The sequence below is a fragment of the Blastomonas sp. UPD001 genome (assembly GCF_003426715.1).
In the GTDB taxonomy this organism is placed as follows: Bacteria; Pseudomonadota; Alphaproteobacteria; order Sphingomonadales; family Sphingomonadaceae; genus Blastomonas.
Genome location: NZ_QKVT01000001.1, coordinates 610,355 through 628,199 on the forward strand (window position 1 = coordinate 610,355; position 17,845 = coordinate 628,199).

17 protein-coding genes and 1 pseudogene are annotated in these 17,845 nt (G+C 65.3%); 7 read left to right on the top strand and 11 right to left on the bottom strand.

The window, feature by feature from the left end; genetic code table 11:
* On the top strand, positions 1-1,478 hold a 1,478-nt coding region (gene mutL, locus DM995_RS02885), incomplete at its 5' end, for a DNA mismatch repair endonuclease MutL (RefSeq protein ID WP_157973269.1).
* Between the two features lie 2 nt (positions 1,479-1,480).
* On the opposite strand, the gene DM995_RS02890 is transcribed toward mutL, so the two are convergent.
* From DM995_RS02890 to DM995_RS02925, 8 genes are all read right to left on the bottom strand, one after another.
* Positions 1,481-1,819 (bottom strand): PilZ domain-containing protein, encoded by a 339-nt coding sequence (locus DM995_RS02890; protein WP_023837442.1) that lies wholly within the window; start codon positions 1,817-1,819, stop codon positions 1,481-1,483.
* A 98-nt stretch (positions 1,820-1,917) separates the two neighbouring features.
* Positions 1,918-3,141 carry a tyrosine--tRNA ligase gene (tyrS, locus tag DM995_RS02895; protein ID WP_116968435.1) on the bottom strand — a complete coding sequence of 408 codons (1,224 nt, stop codon included), beginning with the start codon at positions 3,139-3,141 and terminating at the stop codon, positions 1,918-1,920.
* A gap of 48 nt (positions 3,142-3,189) precedes the next feature.
* A complete protein-coding gene (gene dmeF / locus DM995_RS02900; RefSeq protein WP_116968436.1) occupies positions 3,190-4,167 on the bottom strand; it encodes a CDF family Co(II)/Ni(II) efflux transporter DmeF in 978 nt (325 codons plus the stop codon).
* A gap of 99 nt (positions 4,168-4,266) precedes the next feature.
* Positions 4,267-5,172: a hypothetical protein gene (locus DM995_RS02905; protein WP_116968437.1), complete on the bottom strand. Its 906-nt coding sequence runs from the start codon at positions 5,170-5,172 to the stop codon at positions 4,267-4,269.
* 80 nt (positions 5,173-5,252) lie between these two features.
* A complete protein-coding gene (locus DM995_RS02910) occupies positions 5,253-6,062 on the bottom strand; it encodes a DUF1295 domain-containing protein (RefSeq protein WP_353653347.1) in 810 nt (269 codons plus the stop codon).
* Positions 6,059-6,622: a lysophospholipid acyltransferase family protein gene (locus DM995_RS02915; RefSeq protein WP_232824003.1), complete on the bottom strand. Its 564-nt coding sequence runs from the start codon at positions 6,620-6,622 to the stop codon at positions 6,059-6,061. The genes DM995_RS02910 and DM995_RS02915 overlap by 4 nt, the downstream gene beginning before the upstream one ends.
* Positions 6,623-6,774: 152 nt before the next feature.
* Positions 6,775-7,074, bottom strand: coding sequence for a DUF167 domain-containing protein (locus DM995_RS02920; RefSeq protein WP_286164923.1), 300 nt, complete (start codon positions 7,072-7,074; stop codon positions 6,775-6,777).
* A 71-nt stretch (positions 7,075-7,145) separates the two neighbouring features.
* Complete coding sequence (locus tag DM995_RS02925; protein ID WP_232824004.1) at positions 7,146-8,945, bottom strand: DUF885 domain-containing protein; 1,800 nt, start codon at positions 8,943-8,945, stop codon at positions 7,146-7,148.
* Between the two features lie 308 nt (positions 8,946-9,253).
* Between DM995_RS02925 and DM995_RS02930 the strand changes: the two genes are divergently transcribed.
* Entirely contained in the window at positions 9,254-9,661 is a 408-nt protein-coding gene (locus DM995_RS02930) for a response regulator (RefSeq protein WP_023837450.1), read from the top strand.
* 36 nt (positions 9,662-9,697) lie between these two features.
* On the opposite strand, the gene DM995_RS02935 is transcribed toward DM995_RS02930, so the two are convergent.
* Together DM995_RS02935 and DM995_RS02940 are read right to left on the bottom strand one after the other, a co-directional pair.
* Positions 9,698-10,783: a PAS domain-containing protein gene (locus DM995_RS02935; protein ID WP_116968439.1), complete on the bottom strand. Its 1,086-nt coding sequence runs from the start codon at positions 10,781-10,783 to the stop codon at positions 9,698-9,700.
* A 53-nt stretch (positions 10,784-10,836) separates the two neighbouring features.
* Positions 10,837-11,574: a Crp/Fnr family transcriptional regulator gene (locus tag DM995_RS02940; protein WP_023837452.1), complete on the bottom strand. Its 738-nt coding sequence runs from the start codon at positions 11,572-11,574 to the stop codon at positions 10,837-10,839.
* A gap of 275 nt (positions 11,575-11,849) precedes the next feature.
* On the opposite strand from DM995_RS02940, the gene DM995_RS02945 reads away from it, so the two are divergent.
* Positions 11,850-13,607 (top strand): class I adenylate-forming enzyme family protein, encoded by a 1,758-nt coding sequence (locus DM995_RS02945; protein WP_023837453.1) that lies wholly within the window; start codon positions 11,850-11,852, stop codon positions 13,605-13,607.
* Positions 13,608-13,649: 42 nt separating this feature from the next.
* Here the strand turns inward: DM995_RS02945 and DM995_RS02950 are convergent, their stop codons facing one another.
* Entirely contained in the window at positions 13,650-14,492 is an 843-nt protein-coding gene (locus DM995_RS02950) for a hypothetical protein (protein ID WP_116968440.1), read from the bottom strand.
* Positions 14,493-14,640: 148 nt separating this feature from the next.
* Between DM995_RS02950 and DM995_RS02955 the strand changes: the two genes are divergently transcribed.
* The 4 genes and pseudogenes from DM995_RS02955 to DM995_RS21630 form a co-directional block, all read left to right on the top strand.
* Entirely contained in the window at positions 14,641-15,285 is a 645-nt protein-coding gene (locus DM995_RS02955; protein WP_116968441.1) for a hypothetical protein, read from the top strand.
* Positions 15,275-16,600 carry a DUF4350 domain-containing protein gene (locus DM995_RS02960; RefSeq protein ID WP_116968442.1) on the top strand — a complete coding sequence of 442 codons (1,326 nt, stop codon included), beginning with the start codon at positions 15,275-15,277 and terminating at the stop codon, positions 16,598-16,600. The genes DM995_RS02955 and DM995_RS02960 overlap by 11 nt, the downstream gene beginning before the upstream one ends.
* Entirely contained in the window at positions 16,597-17,553 is a 957-nt protein-coding gene (locus DM995_RS02965; protein ID WP_116968443.1) for an AAA family ATPase, read from the top strand. Before DM995_RS02960 ends, DM995_RS02965 begins: the two co-directional genes overlap by 4 nt.
* Positions 17,550-17,845: pseudogene (locus DM995_RS21630) on the top strand (DUF58 domain-containing protein); the annotation flags it as partial. The gene DM995_RS02965 and the pseudogene DM995_RS21630, both read left to right, overlap by 4 nt.

Sequence of the window (17,845 nt, forward strand, 5' to 3'; positions counted from 1 at the left end):
CGATCGCCAGCCGCACCGCGACCGGCGATGGCTGGCGGCGTGTGGTCGACCATGGCGATGTGGTCGAGAATGGCCCCGCCTCATTGCCGCCGGGCACGCGCATCCGGGTCGACAGTCTGTTCGCGCGGGTACCGGCGCGTCGCAAGTTCTTGCGTTCGCCGCGCAGCGAATATGCGGCGTGCAGCGATGTGGTGAAGCGGCTGGCGATGGCACGACCCGATATCGCCTTCACGCTCGAATCGGACGGACGGCGGGTGTTCTCGGTCCAGCCCGGCGAGGCCCGCCTGACGCGCATTGCGTCGCTCACCGCGCGGACGCTGGCTGACAATGCGGTGCTGCTCGATTTCGAGCGCGAAGGCGTGCGGCTCACCGGCGTCGCGGGACTGCCGACCTATAATCGCGGCGTGGCCGATCACCAGTTCCTGTTCGTCAACGCGCGGCCCGTGCGCGACCGGCTGCTCATCGGCGCGGTGCGCGCGGCCTATGCCGAGATGCTCGCGCGCGACCGGCACCCGGTAGTGGCGCTGTTCCTCGACGTTCCGCCGCAGGAGGTCGATGTCAACGTCCATCCGGCGAAGACCGAGGTGCGCTTTCGCGATGCGGCGATGGTGCGCGGGATGATCGTGTCGGGGCTGAGGCGCGCGCTCGACGAGGGCGGATTCCGTGCGGTGCAGCGCCCGGCCGAAGGCGCTCTGGCGCGCTGGCAGAGCGAGCCGGTCGCGCCGTCGCCGCTGCGCGATCCGGACATGTTCAGCGCGCCCGCGATCGCGACCGCGCCGCAGCACGAACCCACTTGGCTTGCGGCAACGAGTGTCGCCGAGCGCAGCCAGCCGTTCATGGCCGCCGCCCCGATGGGCCGCGCCGAGCCGGCCGCGCAGCCGGTGCCGATGGCCGAGCGCTACCCGCTGGGCATCGCGCGCGGACAGATCGCGAAGACCTATATCGTCGCCGAGGCCGAAGACGGGCTGGTGATCGTCGACCAGCATGCCGCGCATGAGCGGCTGGTGCTCGAACGGATGCGCAAGGCGGCGGATGGTGGCCGGGTCGCGGCGCAGGCGCTGCTGATCCCCGAAGTGGTCGAGATGGACGAGACCGCGTGCGACCGGATCGAGGAACGCGCCGCCGAACTCGCCGAATTCGGTCTGGAGCTCGAGCGTTTCGGCCCCGGCGCGGTGCTCGTGCGCGCGACTCCGGCGATGCTGGGCGGGGGCGATGTCCACGGCCTCGTTCAGGACGTCGCCGATGAACTCGCGACATTCGATGCGGCCTTGTCGCTCAAGGAGCGGCTCGATCTGGTCGCCTCGACCATGGCGTGTCACGGATCGGTGCGCGCCGGGCGCGTGCTATCGGTTGCCGAGATGAACGCGCTGCTGCGCGAGATGGAGGTGACCCCGCATTCGGGCCAGTGCAACCATGGCCGCCCGACCTGGGTCAAGCTGGCGCATGGCGATATCGAACGGCTGTTCGGCCGGAAATAGCCTCAGCGGCGACCGAATGGCGGCGGGCTGCCGCCCAGCTGCTCGACCATCTGGTTGAACTCGTTCAGCCGGATCACGCGTTCGAGCTGGAAGCCTGCACGGCCGCCCAGCGACCAGATCAGGTGCGCCTCGATCCGTCCGATCACCGGCAGGCGCACGGTAATGCGCTCGCCCTTGGCCAGCGGCATGTCGCCCTCGGTCATGAAGCCGTTGGCCGAGATGTTGACGATATGCGTCTTGATATCGCCCAGATGTCGATGCTCCGCGATCGTCGGATGACTGACGACATGACGCGCCGCCTGGCGTTTTTCGACGACGGCTAGTTTCGCACCCCTGGACATATTTCCCACCCGTTGAAGCGTGTTTGCTGAAGGTCACCTTCGAGCAAATTTACCAACAAAGTGTAAATGGTGCCACCGGTTACTTGGGGCGTGGCATGTCAATCCTCGGCCAGCACAAGTCCATGCTTCTTCTGGCCCAGGCTCACCTTGTCGCCCGCCTTAACCATGAATTCGAAGGATTGGACCTTCTCGCCATTAACCCTGACGGCGCCTTCCTCGATCTTGCGCTTGGCTTCCTTGTTCGAGGCGGTGAAGCCCAGCGCCGTGTTCGCCTGGACAATCGACAGACCCTCGGCGGGCACGCGGATGCTCGGCAGATCGCCGCCCGCCTGGCCCTGCTCGAAGGTCGCGCGCGCGGTTTCGGCCGCCGCTTTCGCAGCCTCGGCACCGCGGCACATGGTCGTGGCGGCATCGGCGAGCACCTTCTTGGCCTCGTTGATCTCCGATCCCTGCAGCGCTTCGAGCCGCGCGATCTCGTCGAGCGGCAGGTCGGTGAACAGCCGCAGGAAGCGGCCGACATCGGCATCCTGGGTGTTGCGCCAGAACTGCCAGTAATCATAAGCGGGCAGCGCATCCTCGTTGAGCCAGACCGCGCCTTTCTCGGTCTTGCCCATCTTGCCGCCGTCGGCCAGCGTGATCAGCGGGGTGGTGACGCCATAGACCTCGGTGCCGTCGACGCGGCGCGCGAGCTCGATGCCGTTAACGATATTTCCCCATTGATCGGACCCACCCATCTGCAGCCGGCAACCGACCCGGCGCGACAGTTCCAGGAAATCATAGGCCTGGAGGATCATGTAATTGAACTCGAGAAAGCTCAGCGACTGCTCGCGGTCGAGCCGCAGCTTGACCGAGTCGAAGCTCAGCATCCGGTTGATGGAGAAATGCTGGCCGATGTCGCGCAGGAACGGGATGTATTCGAGCTTGTCGAGCCATTCGGCATTGTCGACCATGATCGCGTCGGTGGGGCCGTCGCCAAAGGTCAGGAAGCGTTCGAACACGCGCTTGATCGACGCGACATTCGACGCGATCGTGTCGGTGGTCAGCAGCCGCCGCGCTTCGTCCTTGAAGCTGGGATCGCCGATCTTGCCGGTGCCGCCGCCCATCACGACGATCGGCTTGTGCCCGGTCTGCTGCAGGCGGCGGAGCAGCATGATCTGCACCAGCGACCCGACATGCAGCGAGGGCGCGGTCGGATCGAACCCGATATAGCCGGGCACGACCTGCTTCGTCGCCAGCGCGTCGAGCGCGGCCGCATCGGTCAGCTGGTGGATATAGCCGCGCGCGTCGAGCAGGCGGAGCAGATCGGAGGAATATTGGCTCATGATGGCCGCGCGCTTAGCATCGATGGCGGCGCGGGAAAAGCGGGTCTGTCACGCCTGCACAGGCTCGCAGCGCGCATCGTCGCACGGGATGATCTCGAACGTGCAATGCGAGAGCAGCGGCATCTCGCCGAGCAGCGCGCGATAATGCGCGGGCGGGCGCGGGTAATGCGTCGCGAGCGAGACGATCAGCGCGAGATGCCCGGTGCCGACCTGCCAGAGGTGCAGATCGACCACCCGGTTGTCGGCATCGCCTTCGATCCGCTCGCGGATCTGCTGCGCGATCGCCGGGTTCGCTTCCATGTCGAGCAGCACGCGCGACGACTGCCGCACCAGCCCCGCCGCCCACCACAGGATGACGCCTGCACCGACGATCCCCATCGCCGGATCAAGCCAGGCTAGGCCCAGCCACAAGCCGCCGCCCAGCGCGACCAGCGCCAGCACCGATGTCAGCGCATCGGTGAGAACATGCACATAGGCGGCGCGCAGATTGTGGTCATGATGATGGTCGTGATGCGTATGATCGTGATCATGATGGTCATCGTGGTGGTCATGATCGTGATGGTGCTCGTGGCCGCCGAGCAGGAACGCGCTCGCCACATTGACCGCGAGGCCGATCACCGTGACGATGATCGCGGCGCGATAGTCGATCGCGACGGGGGCGAGCAGCCGGTGTCCCGATTCCCAGATCATGAGCAATGCGACCACGCCGAGCAGCAGCGCGCTGCTGAATCCGGTCAGCGATCCGACCTTGCCGGTGCCCATCGAGAAGCGCCGGTCGCCGGCACGGGTACGCGCGAAATGATAGGCAAAGCCCGCCAGGCCCAGCGCCGCGACATGGCTGCCCATATGCCAGCCATCGGCGAGCAGCGCCATCGATCCGGTCCACCAGCCGCCCAGGATCTCGGCGACCATGGTGAGCGCGGTGAGCGCGACGACATACCAGGTGCGCCGCTCGCTCTCGTCGGCATGGGCACTGGCAAAGACATGGTCGTGCGTCAGTTTCTCGAGCGCGGCATCGTGATGCATGGCGACAGTTCCGCAGATGACAGGGGTTTGGCCGGATATCCTTTCCGGCTTGCTCCCTGAATCTGTCAGCAGCGGCCGCTCAGCGCAAGAGCGATGCGGTCAATCCTCGGCCAGTGCCTTGAGCAGCGCGCGTTCGAGCGGATCGAGCGCGCCGTCTGCCTCGACCATCGCCTGCAGCCAGCTATCCTCGTCGTCGCTGATCCCCTCGTCGGTCGCGGGAACGGGCGCGGCCTTTGCCGCGGCACCGGCAGGCTCGCCAATCGACTGGAACATCCGCCCGAAAAAGCTGCCGACCCCCGCCTTGGTATCGGCCATGAAGGCATGGAGGCGCAGCGCATCCTCGCGGCTGAGCGCGCGGAAGCGCTGATCGGTCATCAGGTGCAGCCGCATCGCCTGGACGAACAATGTCTGCCATTCGGGCGCGTTCTGGCCGCCAAGCGTGGCGTCCTTGATCGCGAACAGCAGTTCGGCCTCTTCGCGGCTGATATGCGCCGGCGCCAGACCGCCGGTGGCATAGAGCACGCGCCGCAGCAGCCGCACCTCGGCGGTTCCGATGCAGCCCGGGATCAGCCCGCCGCCGCAGCGGGTCGGGCCTTCGCCCTGCAGCACGGCGCGACGGATCTGCTCCAGTGCATAATGCTTGAGGCGCTCGGGCGCGTTCTCGGCCTTTTCGATCACCTTTACCAACAGTTCGAGCTCGGCCAGCGTGTCGACCTTGCCGTCCTGGTCAATCGCCGCCATCAGCCAGTCGGCATTCTCGTCGCTGACATAGCCGCGCGGCTCGGCCTGCTCGACGACATAGACGGTGATCGCCTCGACGAAGAAATCGACCCATTCGCTGCTCGGCGCACTGCTCGCGCGGTTGAGCTCGAACAGGATGGCCGCCTCGTTCGCAGTGATGCGGCCATCGGGCCATACCACGCGGCGCAGCGCAAGCGTTTCGTCCGGCCCGAGCGCGCGGCTCTGGGCGATCATCGCGGTTATATCGTCAAGCGGTTTGGTCATGGGTGCGCGCTGCCTGCTGCCAGTATCGGCGGACAGGCTTAACCGACAAGCCTTAAGACCCGGTAATCATCGCGCGCTTGTCAGCCCTTGCGCGGCGGCAAGGGAAAAAAGGACGAGGTGCGCGCGATATAGTCGGCATATTCGGGGCGCGTCTTCTTCAGGCCGCGCTCGAGCATCGCCGCGCCGCTCCATTTCACCAATGTGAAATTGAGGAACAGCGGGCCGATCACACTGGCGAGCGCGACATCCCAGCCGGTCGCAAGCGCCACCAGCCAGATGCCCCACCAGGTGCAGGCATCGCCGAAATAATTGGGATGCCGGGTATAGCGCCACAGGCCGGTGTCGAGCACCTTGCCCTTGTTGGCAGGGTTGGCGCGGAATTTTTCCAGCTGGGCATCGCCGATCGTCTCGAACGCGATGCCGATCACCGCGACCAGCGTGCCGAGCAGCGCCAGAGGTCCCAGCTCACCGCCGCGCCATATGCCAAGCTGCGCGGGCAGGCAGACCATGAACAGCAGCGGCCCCTGCAGCAGAAACACCTGCAGCAAGGCGGTCTGGGCGAAGCTCCAGCCCTTTTTCTCCTTCGCCGAGGCGATGATCTTCGCATAACGCGGATCGACGCCATTGCGCCGCCAGCGCACGAACAGGTGCAGCCCCAGTCGCATCCCCCAGATCGCGGTCAGCGCGAGCAGCATCACCGCCACGGGCGAGGCCGCGCCGCTCAGCCAGAATGTGGTCGCAGCCAGCAGCACCATGCCCATCGGCCAGACGGCATCGATGAACGACACGTCCTTGATCGCCACGGCAACACCCCAGAGCACGATCATCACGCCGAAGATCAGCACCAGATTGTGCAGCAAAAGGGGGATGGCGTCGGTCACGGGGCTCACAGGCGGCTGTCCTTGATGATGTCGGTGCCCGCGCGGTCGGGGTAGCGCGGGGTCACGCTCTTGTAGAATTCCATGATCTTCTTCATGTCCTCGGCATAATCGCCGGTGGGCATGATCGCTGGGCCGAGTCCGCCGACCTTGCGGCCATAGTCCATCAGCCCGCAGACCAGGGGCACGCGCGCGGCGAGCGCGATCTGGTAGAAGCCGGTGCGCCACTGACGGACATTGCCGCGCGTGCCCTCGGGCGCGATGGTCAGCATGAACTCGTCGCGCCGCGCGAATTCCTCGACCATCTGCTGCACCTGGCCGCGATTGTAGCTGCGCTCGACCGGCACGCCGCCCATGTCGCGCATGAACCGCCCCATCGGCCAGCGGAACAGCGAGGTCTTGGCCATGAAATGCGCCTTGATGCCGAGATCGCCCGTCAGGCCGAGAAAATAGAGGAAGTCCCAGTTGCTGGTATGCGGCGCGGCGATGATGACGAAGCGGCGCGGTTCGGGCACCACGCCCTCGGCGCGCCAGCCATGGGTACGATAGAGCAGCAGCAGCAGACGGCGCACGAGGCGCGAAAGCAGGGTCGGCGGACGATCATCGGTGCGTGGCGGCCACGCGTCGGTTCGAATGTCCATGATTGCCCGTGTCCGCCCCCCATGCTGGCTCTTGCGCCAGATACGGCGGCAAGAGTGCATAAGATGCGCCAGACTGGCAAATGTTATTGCGCCGATCTGGTGGCGTTCCCGCGAATCAGGGCTTCCAGCCGCGCGACGAGCACCGCGCCCTCACCGTTCACCATCACCTGCTTGGCGCGTCCGGTTGCGCCGGATTGCAGTGTCACATCGCGTTTGCGAACCTGCAAAGCGCTGCTCAGCAGATCGACGAGTGCCGAATTGGCTGCACCCTCTGCGGGCGGCGCGGCGATGCGAAGTTGCAAAACCGGACGGCCATCGGCGTCCGCGCCGACCCCTGCGACCAGGCTGCGGCTTGCGCGCGGCGTGGCACGCACAAACAGCAAGACCCCGCCCGGCACGATGCGCCAGGGCGGGGTCCTATCCTGATCGTCAACGACCGGACCGGGCAGGGGAATCAGCCCTTGGTGGCCGCGATCCAGCGGTCGATCTTTGCTTCCAGCACGCTCATCGGCAGCGCGCCGGTGTTGAGCACCTGGTCGTGGAACTCGCGCGGATCGAATTTCGGACCCAGTTCGTTTTCGGCCTTGGCTTTCAGCCGCTGGATGGTCAGCGCGCCGATCTTGTAGGCCAGCGCCTGGCTGGGGATCGCGATATAGCGTTCGACCTCGGCGGTGGCGTCGGTCTCGCCCATCGACGAATTGTCGAGCATGTACTTGATCGCCTGCTCGCGGGTCCATCCCTTCGAATGGATGCCGCTGTCGACCACCAGCCGCATCGCGCGCAGCATCTCGTCGTCGAGATGACCGAAGCGCTGGTACGGATCCTTGAACAGCCCCATCGGATAGCCGAGCTTTTCGGCATAGAGCGCCCAGCCTTCGGCATAGGCGGTATTGCCGCCGAAGCGCATGAACGCAGGCAGTGCCTCGTTTTCCTGCGCCAGGCTGATCTGGAAATGATGGCCCGGTGCACCTTCGTGCAGGTACAGCGTCGTCATGCCCGGGGTGGTGCGGCTGGGCAGGTCATAGGCGTTGAAATAGAAGATGCCGGGCCGCGAACCATCGGGATTGCCCGACTGATAGCTGCCGCCCGCCTCGAACTTTTCGCGGAATTCCTCATAGGGGCGGATTTCGAGCGGGGTCTTGGGCAGCACCTTGAACTGGGCCGAGATGACCGCATCGACCTTCTTGCCGATATCGTAATAGCCCTGGGTCAGCGCCTCGCGGCTCGGCATCTTGAACTTGGGGTCGGTGCGCAGATGGTTGAAGAACTCGGGCAGCGTGCCCTTGAAGCCGACCTCGGTCTTGATCGCTTCCATCTCGGTGAGGATGCGCTTGACCTCGCTCAGCCCCAGATTGTGCACCTCGTCCGCGGTCAGCGGCAGCGTGGTGGTCTGCTCGATCAGATAGGCATAGAGCTTGTCGCCGCCCTTCATGTACTTGAGGCCGACGCCCTCGCGCGCATCCTTCAGATAGTCGTTGGCGAGATAATCGCGCAGCCGCTTGTAGGCCGGGTAGATGTCGTCGGTGATCGTCTTGCGATAGGCCTCAGTAAAGCGCGCCTTGTCAGCCTCGCTGAAATCGGCGGGGAACGTCTTCACCGGGCCGAAATAGGGCGATTCCTCGGGCTTTTGCGCGAGCTGGGTATCGAGCTGCTCGATCACGTTGCGGATGGTCAGCTTGGTTTCGACCACGCCCGACGCCTGGCCCTGCCTGAAGCGCTCGATCGAGCGGTCGAGCAGCGTCACGAACTCCTTGTGACGCTTCAGATTGTTCTCGTAGTCGGTCACGGTCTTGAACGGTGCGGTGCCGGTGCCCGACGCGAAATTGGGATAGAAGGTGTGGAAGCCGAAAAAGTGGTTGATCGGCCGGACCACCGTCAGCGGCAGATAGTCGGCGGACAGGCCCTTGATCGTGTCCTTCTGGTTGCGTTCGAAAATGTCAAAGGCGAGCTGGTTGGTCGCGGTCAGCTTGGTGCGATCGATCCTGGCTAGCGCCGCCAGATTGTCCTCGGCCGCCTTGCGCTCGCCGTCGAAATAGGCGTCGGTGACATAATCGCCCAGCCGGTCGGCATAGCGGGTATCGCCGCGGAACAGGCCGTTGAGCGGGTTGCGCTTCAGGCTCGCTTCGTCATCGGCCGCGAACAGGGCGGTCAGCCGCGCATCCTCGGATTGCGGTGCGGCCTGGGTTGCGGCCTGGGCGAGTGCGGGGGATGTTGCGAGCGGAGCGGCGAGCGCAGCGCTCGCCAGAAGCAGCATGGTCTGGCGAAAGGATGGCATGTGACGAATGTCCCTGTTGAATGATCGCCTGGCCCGGCAGTGATCGGGCGACACAGCGTATACGATGCCGCTAACACGCGATTAACCGCGCGGCAATCGCGCCGTTATCCACTTGTCGAAACCGGTCCCCCGTTGGTGGAAACGCTCGATCGGACTCTGCGATGAATTGACGCTATCGATTAACATGGATCAATCAATCGATGAAACTTTATGCCACGCCATTGGTTTGATGCTCCAGAAGCCGACCGAAATGGCCCGGCGCCCAGGAAAATGACCAAGCTATCACCATGACTGCCCGGATCCTCATCATTGAAGACGAATTCCTCGTCGCGCTCGACATGCAGGTCGGGCTCGAGGATGCGGGCTATGAGGTGATCGGGGTGGGCGATGACTGGAAATCGGCGATGCGCCTTGCCGAACAGGCCCCGACGGTCGCCCTGGTCGATATCAACCTGTGCGACGGCGCGACCGGTCCCTCGATCGGCGCCTGGCTCGGCCAGGAAATTGGCTGCACGGTGATTTTCGTGACGGCGAATCCCCGCCAGATCGATGTTCCCATCCCCGGAGCGCTGGGCGTGATGATCAAGCCGGCGGACAGCCGTCAGGTCGTCGACGCGGTGGATTTCGCGCTGGCCGCGCGCGACGGTGCGCCGACGCCAGCGCCGCCGCCGGGACTCACGCTGCTCACGCACTGATCGCCACCGGCGCTTCCGACGGCAAGTCCGGTCGCGTCAGACCGGGGCACCCTCCACGCGTTTGAGCCGGCTGGCCGCAACGCGCATGTCGACCCGCAGGCCGGTTGCCCGCCAGTCGCGTTCGATCTCGCCCGCAAGCTGCTGGGTGATCGCCAATTGTACCAGACGCGTCCCGAAGCCCGTCTCGGAAGGCGGGCCCGAAATCTCGGGGCCATCGGCCTCGATCCAGTGGATCGACACGCTGTCGTCGAGTTGCGCGACCTCGATCCTGACCGACCCGGACATCGACGACAAGGCGCCATATTTGGCCGAGTTGGTCGCGAGTTCGTGAAACACGAGCGCGATCGGCGTGGCGCTGCGGTCGTCGATCTCGGGATCGTGGCCGCTGATCGTCAGACGGCCTTCGCCGAGCGCAGGATAGGCGGCCAGGATTTCGGTGAGCAAGCCGCTCAAGGTCGATTCCACGGTGACCGGCCGCGATTGCTCGCTGTGCGGGCGCGCGAATTCATGCGCCCGGCCCAGCGCCGCGATCCGGTCCTGCAATTCTGCTGCCATGGGGCGCAATTCGGGGTTCTGCCGCGCCGACATCCCGATTAGCCCGTTGATCACCGCGAAGATGTTCTTGATCCGATGGCTGAGTTCGCGGCTGAGAACCTCGTTCTCCTCGGCCATCATCTTCGATTCATGGATATCGGTGCAGGTTCCGATCCAGCGGACAATCTCGCCGCGTGCGTTGCGCAGCGGCAGCGCGCGGCCCAGCGTCCAGCGATACTCGCCGCTGTGGTGGCGCAGCCGGTAGTTGACCTCATATGGCTCGCCTGTGGCCAGCGAATGCCGCCAGATGCTCCAGGCATGGTCCTGATCGTCGGGATGGAACATGCCGTTCCAGCCTTCGCCATCGGTGGAACCGGCAGGTACCCCGGTGAACTCGTACCAGCGCGCGTTGTAATAATCATGATAGCCATCGGGCAGCGTCGACCACACCATCTGCGGCATGGCGTCGGTGAGGATGCGGAAGGCGGAGTTCATCCGCTGCAAGGTGTCGCGGGCGTCAACAACCCCAGTCTCGCCCTTGCCATGTGTAACCTTGAAGGCTTGGGCGAGAAAATCCAGTTCAGACATTCGGTCAGCTTTCTAGCGGACCTGTCCGCTGAAGGTCGATACAGGTGCCTCGACTATCCCCGAGGCGAAGGGAACCAGCTGGAGTCGAGCGCGCTAAAGCGGTCAACGAACCTTGCGAGCTCGATCAGCTTCGGCTCGTCAACCAATGTGACGGTGCTGCGGTTCCGCGTGATCAGTTTTTCTTCGGTCATCTGGCGGATCAGGCGATTGACGTGCACCTGCGTCAGCCCCACGGCATCGCCCAGGTCGCTCTGGGTCAGCGGAATGCGGATGACCGGATTGTGCTGTCCGCTGACCGCGCGCATTCGTGCCGCGATCGACAGGAACAGGTTGGCGAGCCGCGCCTTGCCCTCGCTGCGCCCCAGCGCGCGCAAGCGATCGTACAGGTCGATGCTTTCCATCTGGCTGATCGAGAAGAACAGCGCAGCCAGGCGCGGATGCTCGATGAAAGTCTCGCCCAGCGCGCGCCGGGGGAAGCGGCAGACGACCATGTCGGTCGCTGCGACAATGCTCGAGGGCGCATCGCGAAACGCGATGCCCGATGCGCCGATCATGTCGCCCGAAAAATGAAAGCGCAGGATCTGGCGCTTGCCCGTCGGCAAACGGCTTTCCGACAGCGCCCAGCCCTGATGCACGATCAGCAGTTCGGAAAGATCGTCGCCTTCCTGCCACAGCATGCTGCCTGACGGATAATCGCGAGGTTCGCGCTCGAGACTGGCGACCGCCTTTTTCTCGGTGGGGGTCAGATCAAGATAACGGTTCAGTCGGACAACGAAACAACTGTCTGACATGGTCGGGCTCCTGCAAATAGGGGCGTCCAGCCGACCCGCCGAACCGCCCCATCATTCGAACCTGGTCTCATACTCGGCACGCGTGCTTTTAGGCGGACAGAGACAAATATCCAGCGAAATCAAGTTATTAACATATGTTATAATTGCGGTGACACCCGCAAAAGGCAGTTACGCGCCAGCCTCCCAAATGATCCTGCAAATCAGCCATTGCGTGTCGCGGGCATTTCCATAGACTTGACGCAAACGTAAATTGATAACGAGAGGATCGCCTGCCCATGCTCACCGAGAGCCCGACCAGCCCCGTTGCCGCCAGCCACAGCTGGAGCGCGCCGGATGGCTGGCCCGCCCTGTCGCTCAAACAGATCGAGGCGATGCTGTGCGCACCCGGCCAGCCGTTCCAGATGGAGACGGTCGAGGTGGAGGGCGTTCCTACGCGCTGCTGGAAGAACGCGCCGCCCAGCCTCGCCGCACTGGCGCAGATCGCGCGCAGCCATGGCGACAAGACCTTCCTGGTCTATGAGAGCGAGCGGGTCAGCTATGACGCCTGGTTCCGCGCCACCGCGACGCTGGCGCAGCATCTCACCGCCGCGGGCATCGCCAAGGGCGACCGCGTGGCGCTCGCCATGCGCAACTTGCCTGAATGGCCGGTCGCCTTTTTCGCGATCGTCAGCATCGGCGCGATCGCGGTACCGCTGAACGCCTGGTGGACCGGGCAGGAGCTGGCATACGGCCTCAAGGACTCGGGCGCGAAGCTGCTGATCGCCGATGCCGAGCGGCTCGATCGCATCGCCCCGCATCTCGGCGAACTGGACGCGCTCGAGGCGATGCTGATCGGCCGCAGCCGGGGTGAGCTACCGGATCGGGCGCGGGCGCTGGAAGATGTGATCGGCGCCCCGCCTGCCTATGCCGAGCTGGCCCCGGCCGAGCTTCCGGCGGTCGACATCGCGCCCGATGATGCGGCGACGATCTTCTACACATCGGGCACCACCGGCAATCCCAAGGGCGCGCTGGGCAGTCATCGCAACATGACGACCAATATCCTCACCACTGCCTATGCCGGGGTGCGATCCGCCTTGCGCCGGGGCGAGGCACCGCCCGCGCCCGAGCCTGCGGTGCTGCTGACCGTCATCCCGCTGTTCCACGTCACCGCGTGCAGTGCGGGCATGACCGGAGTGATGTTCGGCGGATCGACCCTGGTGTTCATGCACAAATGGGATGCGACGCGCGCGCTGGAGATCATCGAGCGCGAGAAGGTGACGGCGACCGGCGGCGTGCCGACCATCGCCTGGCAGCTGATCGAGCATCCCGACCGCGACAAGTACGACCTCAGCTCGCTCAAGGCGATTTCCTATGGCGGTGCGCCGTCCGCGCCCGAACTGGTGCGCAAGATCCGCGAGGTGTTCGGCGCGCTGCCCGGCAATGGCTGGGGGATGACCGAGACGATGGCGACGGTGACCAGCCATTCGGCGGAGGACTATCTCAACCGTCCCGACAGCTGCGGCCCCGCCGTACCGGTGTGCGACCTCAAGATCATGGATGCCGATGGACAGACCGAACTGCCGGTGGGGCAGGTGGGCGAACTCTGGGCGCGCGGTCCGCAGATCGTGAAGGGCTACTGGAACAAGCCCGAGGCGACGGCGGCGACCTTCGTCGATGGCTGGGTGCGCACCGGTGACCTCGCGCGGCTCGACGAGGAGGGCTTCTGCTACATCGTCGATCGCGCCAAGGACATGATCATCCGGGGCGGCGAGAATATCTACTCGTCCGAGGTCGAGAACGTGCTCTACGATCACCCTGCCGTGACAGACGCGGCGCTGATCGGCCTGCCGCACCGCACGCTCGGCGAGGAACCGGCGGCGGTGGTGCATCTTGCCCCCGGTGCCGAGGCGACCGAGGCGGAGCTCCAGGCCTGGGTGCGCGAGCGTCTCGCCGCGTTCAAGGTGCCGGTGCGGATCGTGTTCTGCAAGGAGACGCTGCCGCGCAACGCCAATGGCAAGATATTGAAGAAGGACCTGGCCGGGCTGTTCGGCTGATCGGGCCAGCGGCGCGCCGGGATTAGCTGGCGCGCCGGCAGCTCAGGCGAACACGTCGGCGAGCTCGTCGGTGCTCGCACCCTCCTTCACCGCGCGCAGCTCGATATAGGCCGAAGCCACCAGGGCCGAAGCGAAGGCGATGTTGATCGCGCTGCCGAGCACGTTGGCAAGCATCTCGACGACCGGTCCGAACTGGGCGATCAGCCCCAGCGGCAGCGACACCGCGACGTTGAAGAAGAAGAGAATGACGCCGACCAGCAGCAGCCGCCGCCGCGAACCGGCGGTGAGCCTGCGGCTGCGACCGAGCGCCGCGAACACCCCGATCGGCTCGACCACCTTGGCGGGAATGGCGACCATCCACATCAAGGACAGATATACGAACACGATGATGCCGATCAGCACGATCGCGAGCGTGGTGACGATCATCGACGGTGCACCATCGAGGCTCTGGACGCTGAGGATTTGCAAGCTGAAGCCGAATACCGGCAGGGTCATCACGGCAGCAATCAGAATGAAGGTTGCAATGATGACCAGGCCCAAGCCCAACAATCCAGGCAAGTTGCGAACAGCCTGAGTTATGCAATTTGCCAGCGAATTTGGCTGCCTGGCAAGATCCTGCACGGCGACAAGCATCAACAGACCTTGCAGGAACACGTAGACGGCGGCCATTGCCAGCGCATAGCCGAACACGATGGCATAGGCGGACGAAGGACCGTCAAAATTGCCGAAGTCGGCCTCAAGACCGAAGAGCGAGGTAATCGCCAGACTTGGCGCGCCGAACAGAAGGAGCGGAAAACCGAAGAAGACCACCGCATGCCGGCCGAGCAAACCAAAAGCATTGGTGATGATATTGGCGATACTGATCTTCTCTGCGGTACCCGCCATCTGCCCCGGTTCCGTTTCTGGACGTTTTGTCCCCGACCGATTCCCGGTCAAGTGAAACCCACCGTAACAGCCCCGGTGCCAAGGTCCATAGCCCGTACCGCCCTGAATTCATCTTGCTCAGCCCCTCGGCTTCTGCGATCAAACCGGCGTGACCGCTGGCCCTGTCCTTACTGCACCCCGCCGCGAGGGTTTCGATGCGGCCTATGAGCAGGTGCGCGGCGATGGCGGCATCCAGTTCGTGCCGAAATTCGCGAAGGCTCCCGACCCGCCACCCGGCTGGTGGAAGGATGTCCAGCGCTGGCTTGGCGAGACCTTGCGCCCGCTGGCGGAGATGCTGGAATCGATCTGGCCCTGGCTGGAAAAGCTGCTGCTCGTGGCGTTGCTTGCGGGTGTGCTGGTGATGCTCTGGGTGATCCTTGCCCCCTATCTTGCCGACTGGCGCGAGCGGCGAAGCGAGCCCCGCGAACACTGGGTACCCGATCGCGAAAAGGCGCGCGCGCTGCTCGAAGAGGCCGACCGGCTGGCCGCACAAGGCCGCTTCGACGAGGCTGCGCATCTGCTGCTCTACCGTTCGATCGAGGATATCGCCGATAAGCGCCCCGACCTGCTGCGCCCTTCGACCACCACGCGCGAGATCGGCGCCTTCGATGCGCTGTCGCAGCGCGCGCGCCAGGCGTTCGGGGTGATCGCGGGCCATGTCGAGGCGAGCTTCTTCGCGCGGCGTCCGCTCGATCGCAGCGCTTGGGACAGTTCGCGCGAGGCCTATCGCGCCTTCGCGCTGGATGGCGGCTGAGATGGCGGCAGAAGGCAGCGCCAACCCCTTTGCACGCGGCGCGGTGCTGCTGATGTTTGCTATCGGTTTCGCCGCGTTCGTTGCGCTGCTCTACGCGCTGGGCGCGGGCGGTGCGCTCAAATCGGGCAATAACGGTCAGGCGCATGGCGCATCGTCGAGCCTGGTCGGCTATTCGGCGCTGGCGGGATTGCTCGAAAAGACGGGGACCGAGATCCGCTTTGCCCGCAATCCGGCAGCGCTGCAGCAGCAGGACCTGGTGATCGTCACGCCCGAACTCGGCAGCGACCCGGAAGAATTGCAGGCACTGGTCGAACAGCGCGCGTTCGTCGGGCCGACGATCATCATCCTGCCCAAATGGCAGGTGACGCCGCTCCAGGGGCTGGAGCAGGGCTGGGTCGAGCTCGATTCGCCCTTCATCGCGCTCCAGGCGCCGCAGGTGCTTGCGCGGCTGGTGACCGCCAAGACGCGGATCGAGGGCGTCGATAGTCGGCTTGCTTCGATGCTGTTCCTTCAGCCCGATACGGCGGCTCAGAAGAATGCCATGCTCAAACAGGCGCTGAAATCGCGCGTGACGATCAGCGGCGACAAGCTGAAGACCGTGCTTGCCGACGAGGCGACCGGCGCGGCGCGCGTGGCGCTGATCGACGATGGCGGCTGGTATCCCTCGCTCGATCCCGACGCGCCCGATGAAGCGCCGCAAGCGCCAGGCATCCAGCAGGGGCGCTATCCGGTGGTCATCGTCGCCGATGCCGATCTCATGAACAATCTCGGCCTAGCGAACCGCAACACGGCCGAACAGGCGCTGCAGATCGTCGATTCGGCCTGGTCGGGCGGCGGCGAGGGCGTAGTGTTCGACTTGACCCAGAATGGGCTCGGCGCCTCGGAAAACCTGCTGTCGGTCGCGTTCCGCCCGCCCTTTGTCGGCGCGGTGGCGAGCCTGGCGCTGGCGGCGATCGCCTTTGCCTGGATGGCGTTCTTCCGCTTCGGCCCGCCGCTTTCCGAGGAGCGGCCGTTCGGCTTCGGCAAGACGGCGCTGGTGCGGGGCAGTGCAGGGCTGGTGCGCCGGCTGGGGCGCGAGCATCTGATCGGGCCGGCCTATGCCGATCTGCTGCGCGACCGCGCGGCGCGCGCGCTGGGCCTGTCGCCGACGCTGCCGGTCGATGAGGTCGACGCGCGGCTGGCGCTGGTGCCCGCTGATGAGAGCGGGCGCAGCTATGAGACCTTGCTGAACGACATGCGCAGCGCGCGCGACCGGCCCGCCATCGCGGCGGCTGCGCGCGCGCTTCATGGATGGAAAAAGGAACGGATGGGATGAACTTGGCCGATATCAATGCATTGGGGGACCGCATCCGCGCCGAAATGGGCAAGGCGATCATCGGGCAGGACGCGATCATCGACCATCTGCTGATCGCATTATTCTCGAACGGCCATGTGCTGCTCGAAGGTCCGCCGGGCACCGCCAAGACCTTCATGGCGCAGTGCTTTGCCGCGTGCCTCTCGCTCGATTACGGGCGGATCCAGTTCACGCCGGACCTGATGCCGGGCGATATCATCGGTTCCAACCTGTTCAACTTCCAGACCAGCCAGTTCACGCTGACTCGCGGGCCGATCTTCACCGATCTGTTGCTCGCCGACGAGATCAACCGCACCCCGCCCAAGACCCAGGCGGCGCTGCTCGAGGCGATGCAGGAACGCAGCGTCACGCTCGATGGCACGCGTCATGCGCTGTCCTCGCATTTCATGGTGGTGGCGACGCAGAACCCGATCGAGCAGCAGGGGGTGTACCCGCTGCCCGAGGCGCAGCTCGACCGCTTCCTGTTCAAGCTGCTGGTCGGCTATCCCGATACGGACGAAGAGGCCCGCATCGTCGCCGAATATGGCAAGCGCAGCGGTGTCCAGCGGCCCGCGGCCTTCGCGATCCAGCCGCAGGTCACCCCCGACGAGCTGAGCGCGGCGCGCGCGGCGGTGAACGAGGTCAAGCTGGTCGACGAGGTGGTCGCCTATATCGTGCGGCTCGTCCGTGCGACGCGCGAGACCGCCGATTTCGAGAGCGGAGCTTCCCCACGCGCCGCAATCATGCTCGCCAATGCCGCGCGCGCACGCGCGGCGCTGCAGGGGCGCGACTATGTGATCCCCGATGACGTCAAGCAGCTTGCCGCGTCGGTGCTGCGCCACCGCACCCTGCTGTCGCCCGCCGCCGAGATCGAGGGGCGCCGGGTCGAGACGATCGTCGCCGATCTGGTTGATCGGACCGAGGCGCCGCGTTGATCGGAGCCTATCCCACCCTGCGCGCGGGCCTGCTGATCGCGGGCGGGGCGCCGCTGGCGATCGGGCTGGCGGCGTTCGCGCCCGCGCTCTGGCCGCTCGGCCCCGCCTGGTCGGGCGCGGTACTGCTGCTCGCGCTGCTCGATGCGCTGATCGCTGGCAAGGCGCGCCATGTCGAACTGATCACGCCGGCGAGCAGCGAACTGGGAAGCGAGGTGCGCATCCTGGTCGAGGCCGAGCTGGCGGCGGAGGTGCCGATCGCGCGGGCCGAGGCGAGCCTGGCGGTGACGAACAG

Coding starts and splice junctions, on each gene's coding strand:
- DM995_RS02890 (WP_023837442.1), bottom strand. CDS start 1,819: ATGTCCAGGGGTGCGAAACTAGCCGTCGTCGAAAAACGCCAGGCGGCG.
- tyrS (WP_116968435.1), bottom strand. CDS start 3,141: ATGAGCCAATATTCCTCCGATCTGCTCCGCCTGCTCGACGCGCGCGGC.
- dmeF (WP_116968436.1), bottom strand. CDS start 4,167: ATGCATCACGATGCCGCGCTCGAGAAACTGACGCACGACCATGTCTTT.
- DM995_RS02905 (WP_116968437.1), bottom strand. CDS start 5,172: ATGACCAAACCGCTTGACGATATAACCGCGATGATCGCCCAGAGCCGC.
- DM995_RS02925 (WP_232824004.1), bottom strand. CDS start 8,945: ATGCTGCTTCTGGCGAGCGCTGCGCTCGCCGCTCCGCTCGCAACATCC.
- DM995_RS02930 (WP_023837450.1), top strand. CDS start 9,254: ATGACTGCCCGGATCCTCATCATTGAAGACGAATTCCTCGTCGCGCTC.
- DM995_RS02935 (WP_116968439.1), bottom strand. CDS start 10,783: ATGTCTGAACTGGATTTTCTCGCCCAAGCCTTCAAGGTTACACATGGC.
- DM995_RS02940 (WP_023837452.1), bottom strand. CDS start 11,574: ATGTCAGACAGTTGTTTCGTTGTCCGACTGAACCGTTATCTTGATCTG.
- DM995_RS02945 (WP_023837453.1), top strand. CDS start 11,850: ATGCTCACCGAGAGCCCGACCAGCCCCGTTGCCGCCAGCCACAGCTGG.
- DM995_RS02950 (WP_116968440.1), bottom strand. CDS start 14,492: ATGGCGGGTACCGCAGAGAAGATCAGTATCGCCAATATCATCACCAAT.
- DM995_RS02960 (WP_116968442.1), top strand. CDS start 15,275: ATGGCGGCTGAGATGGCGGCAGAAGGCAGCGCCAACCCCTTTGCACGC.
- DM995_RS02965 (WP_116968443.1), top strand. CDS start 16,597: ATGAACTTGGCCGATATCAATGCATTGGGGGACCGCATCCGCGCCGAA.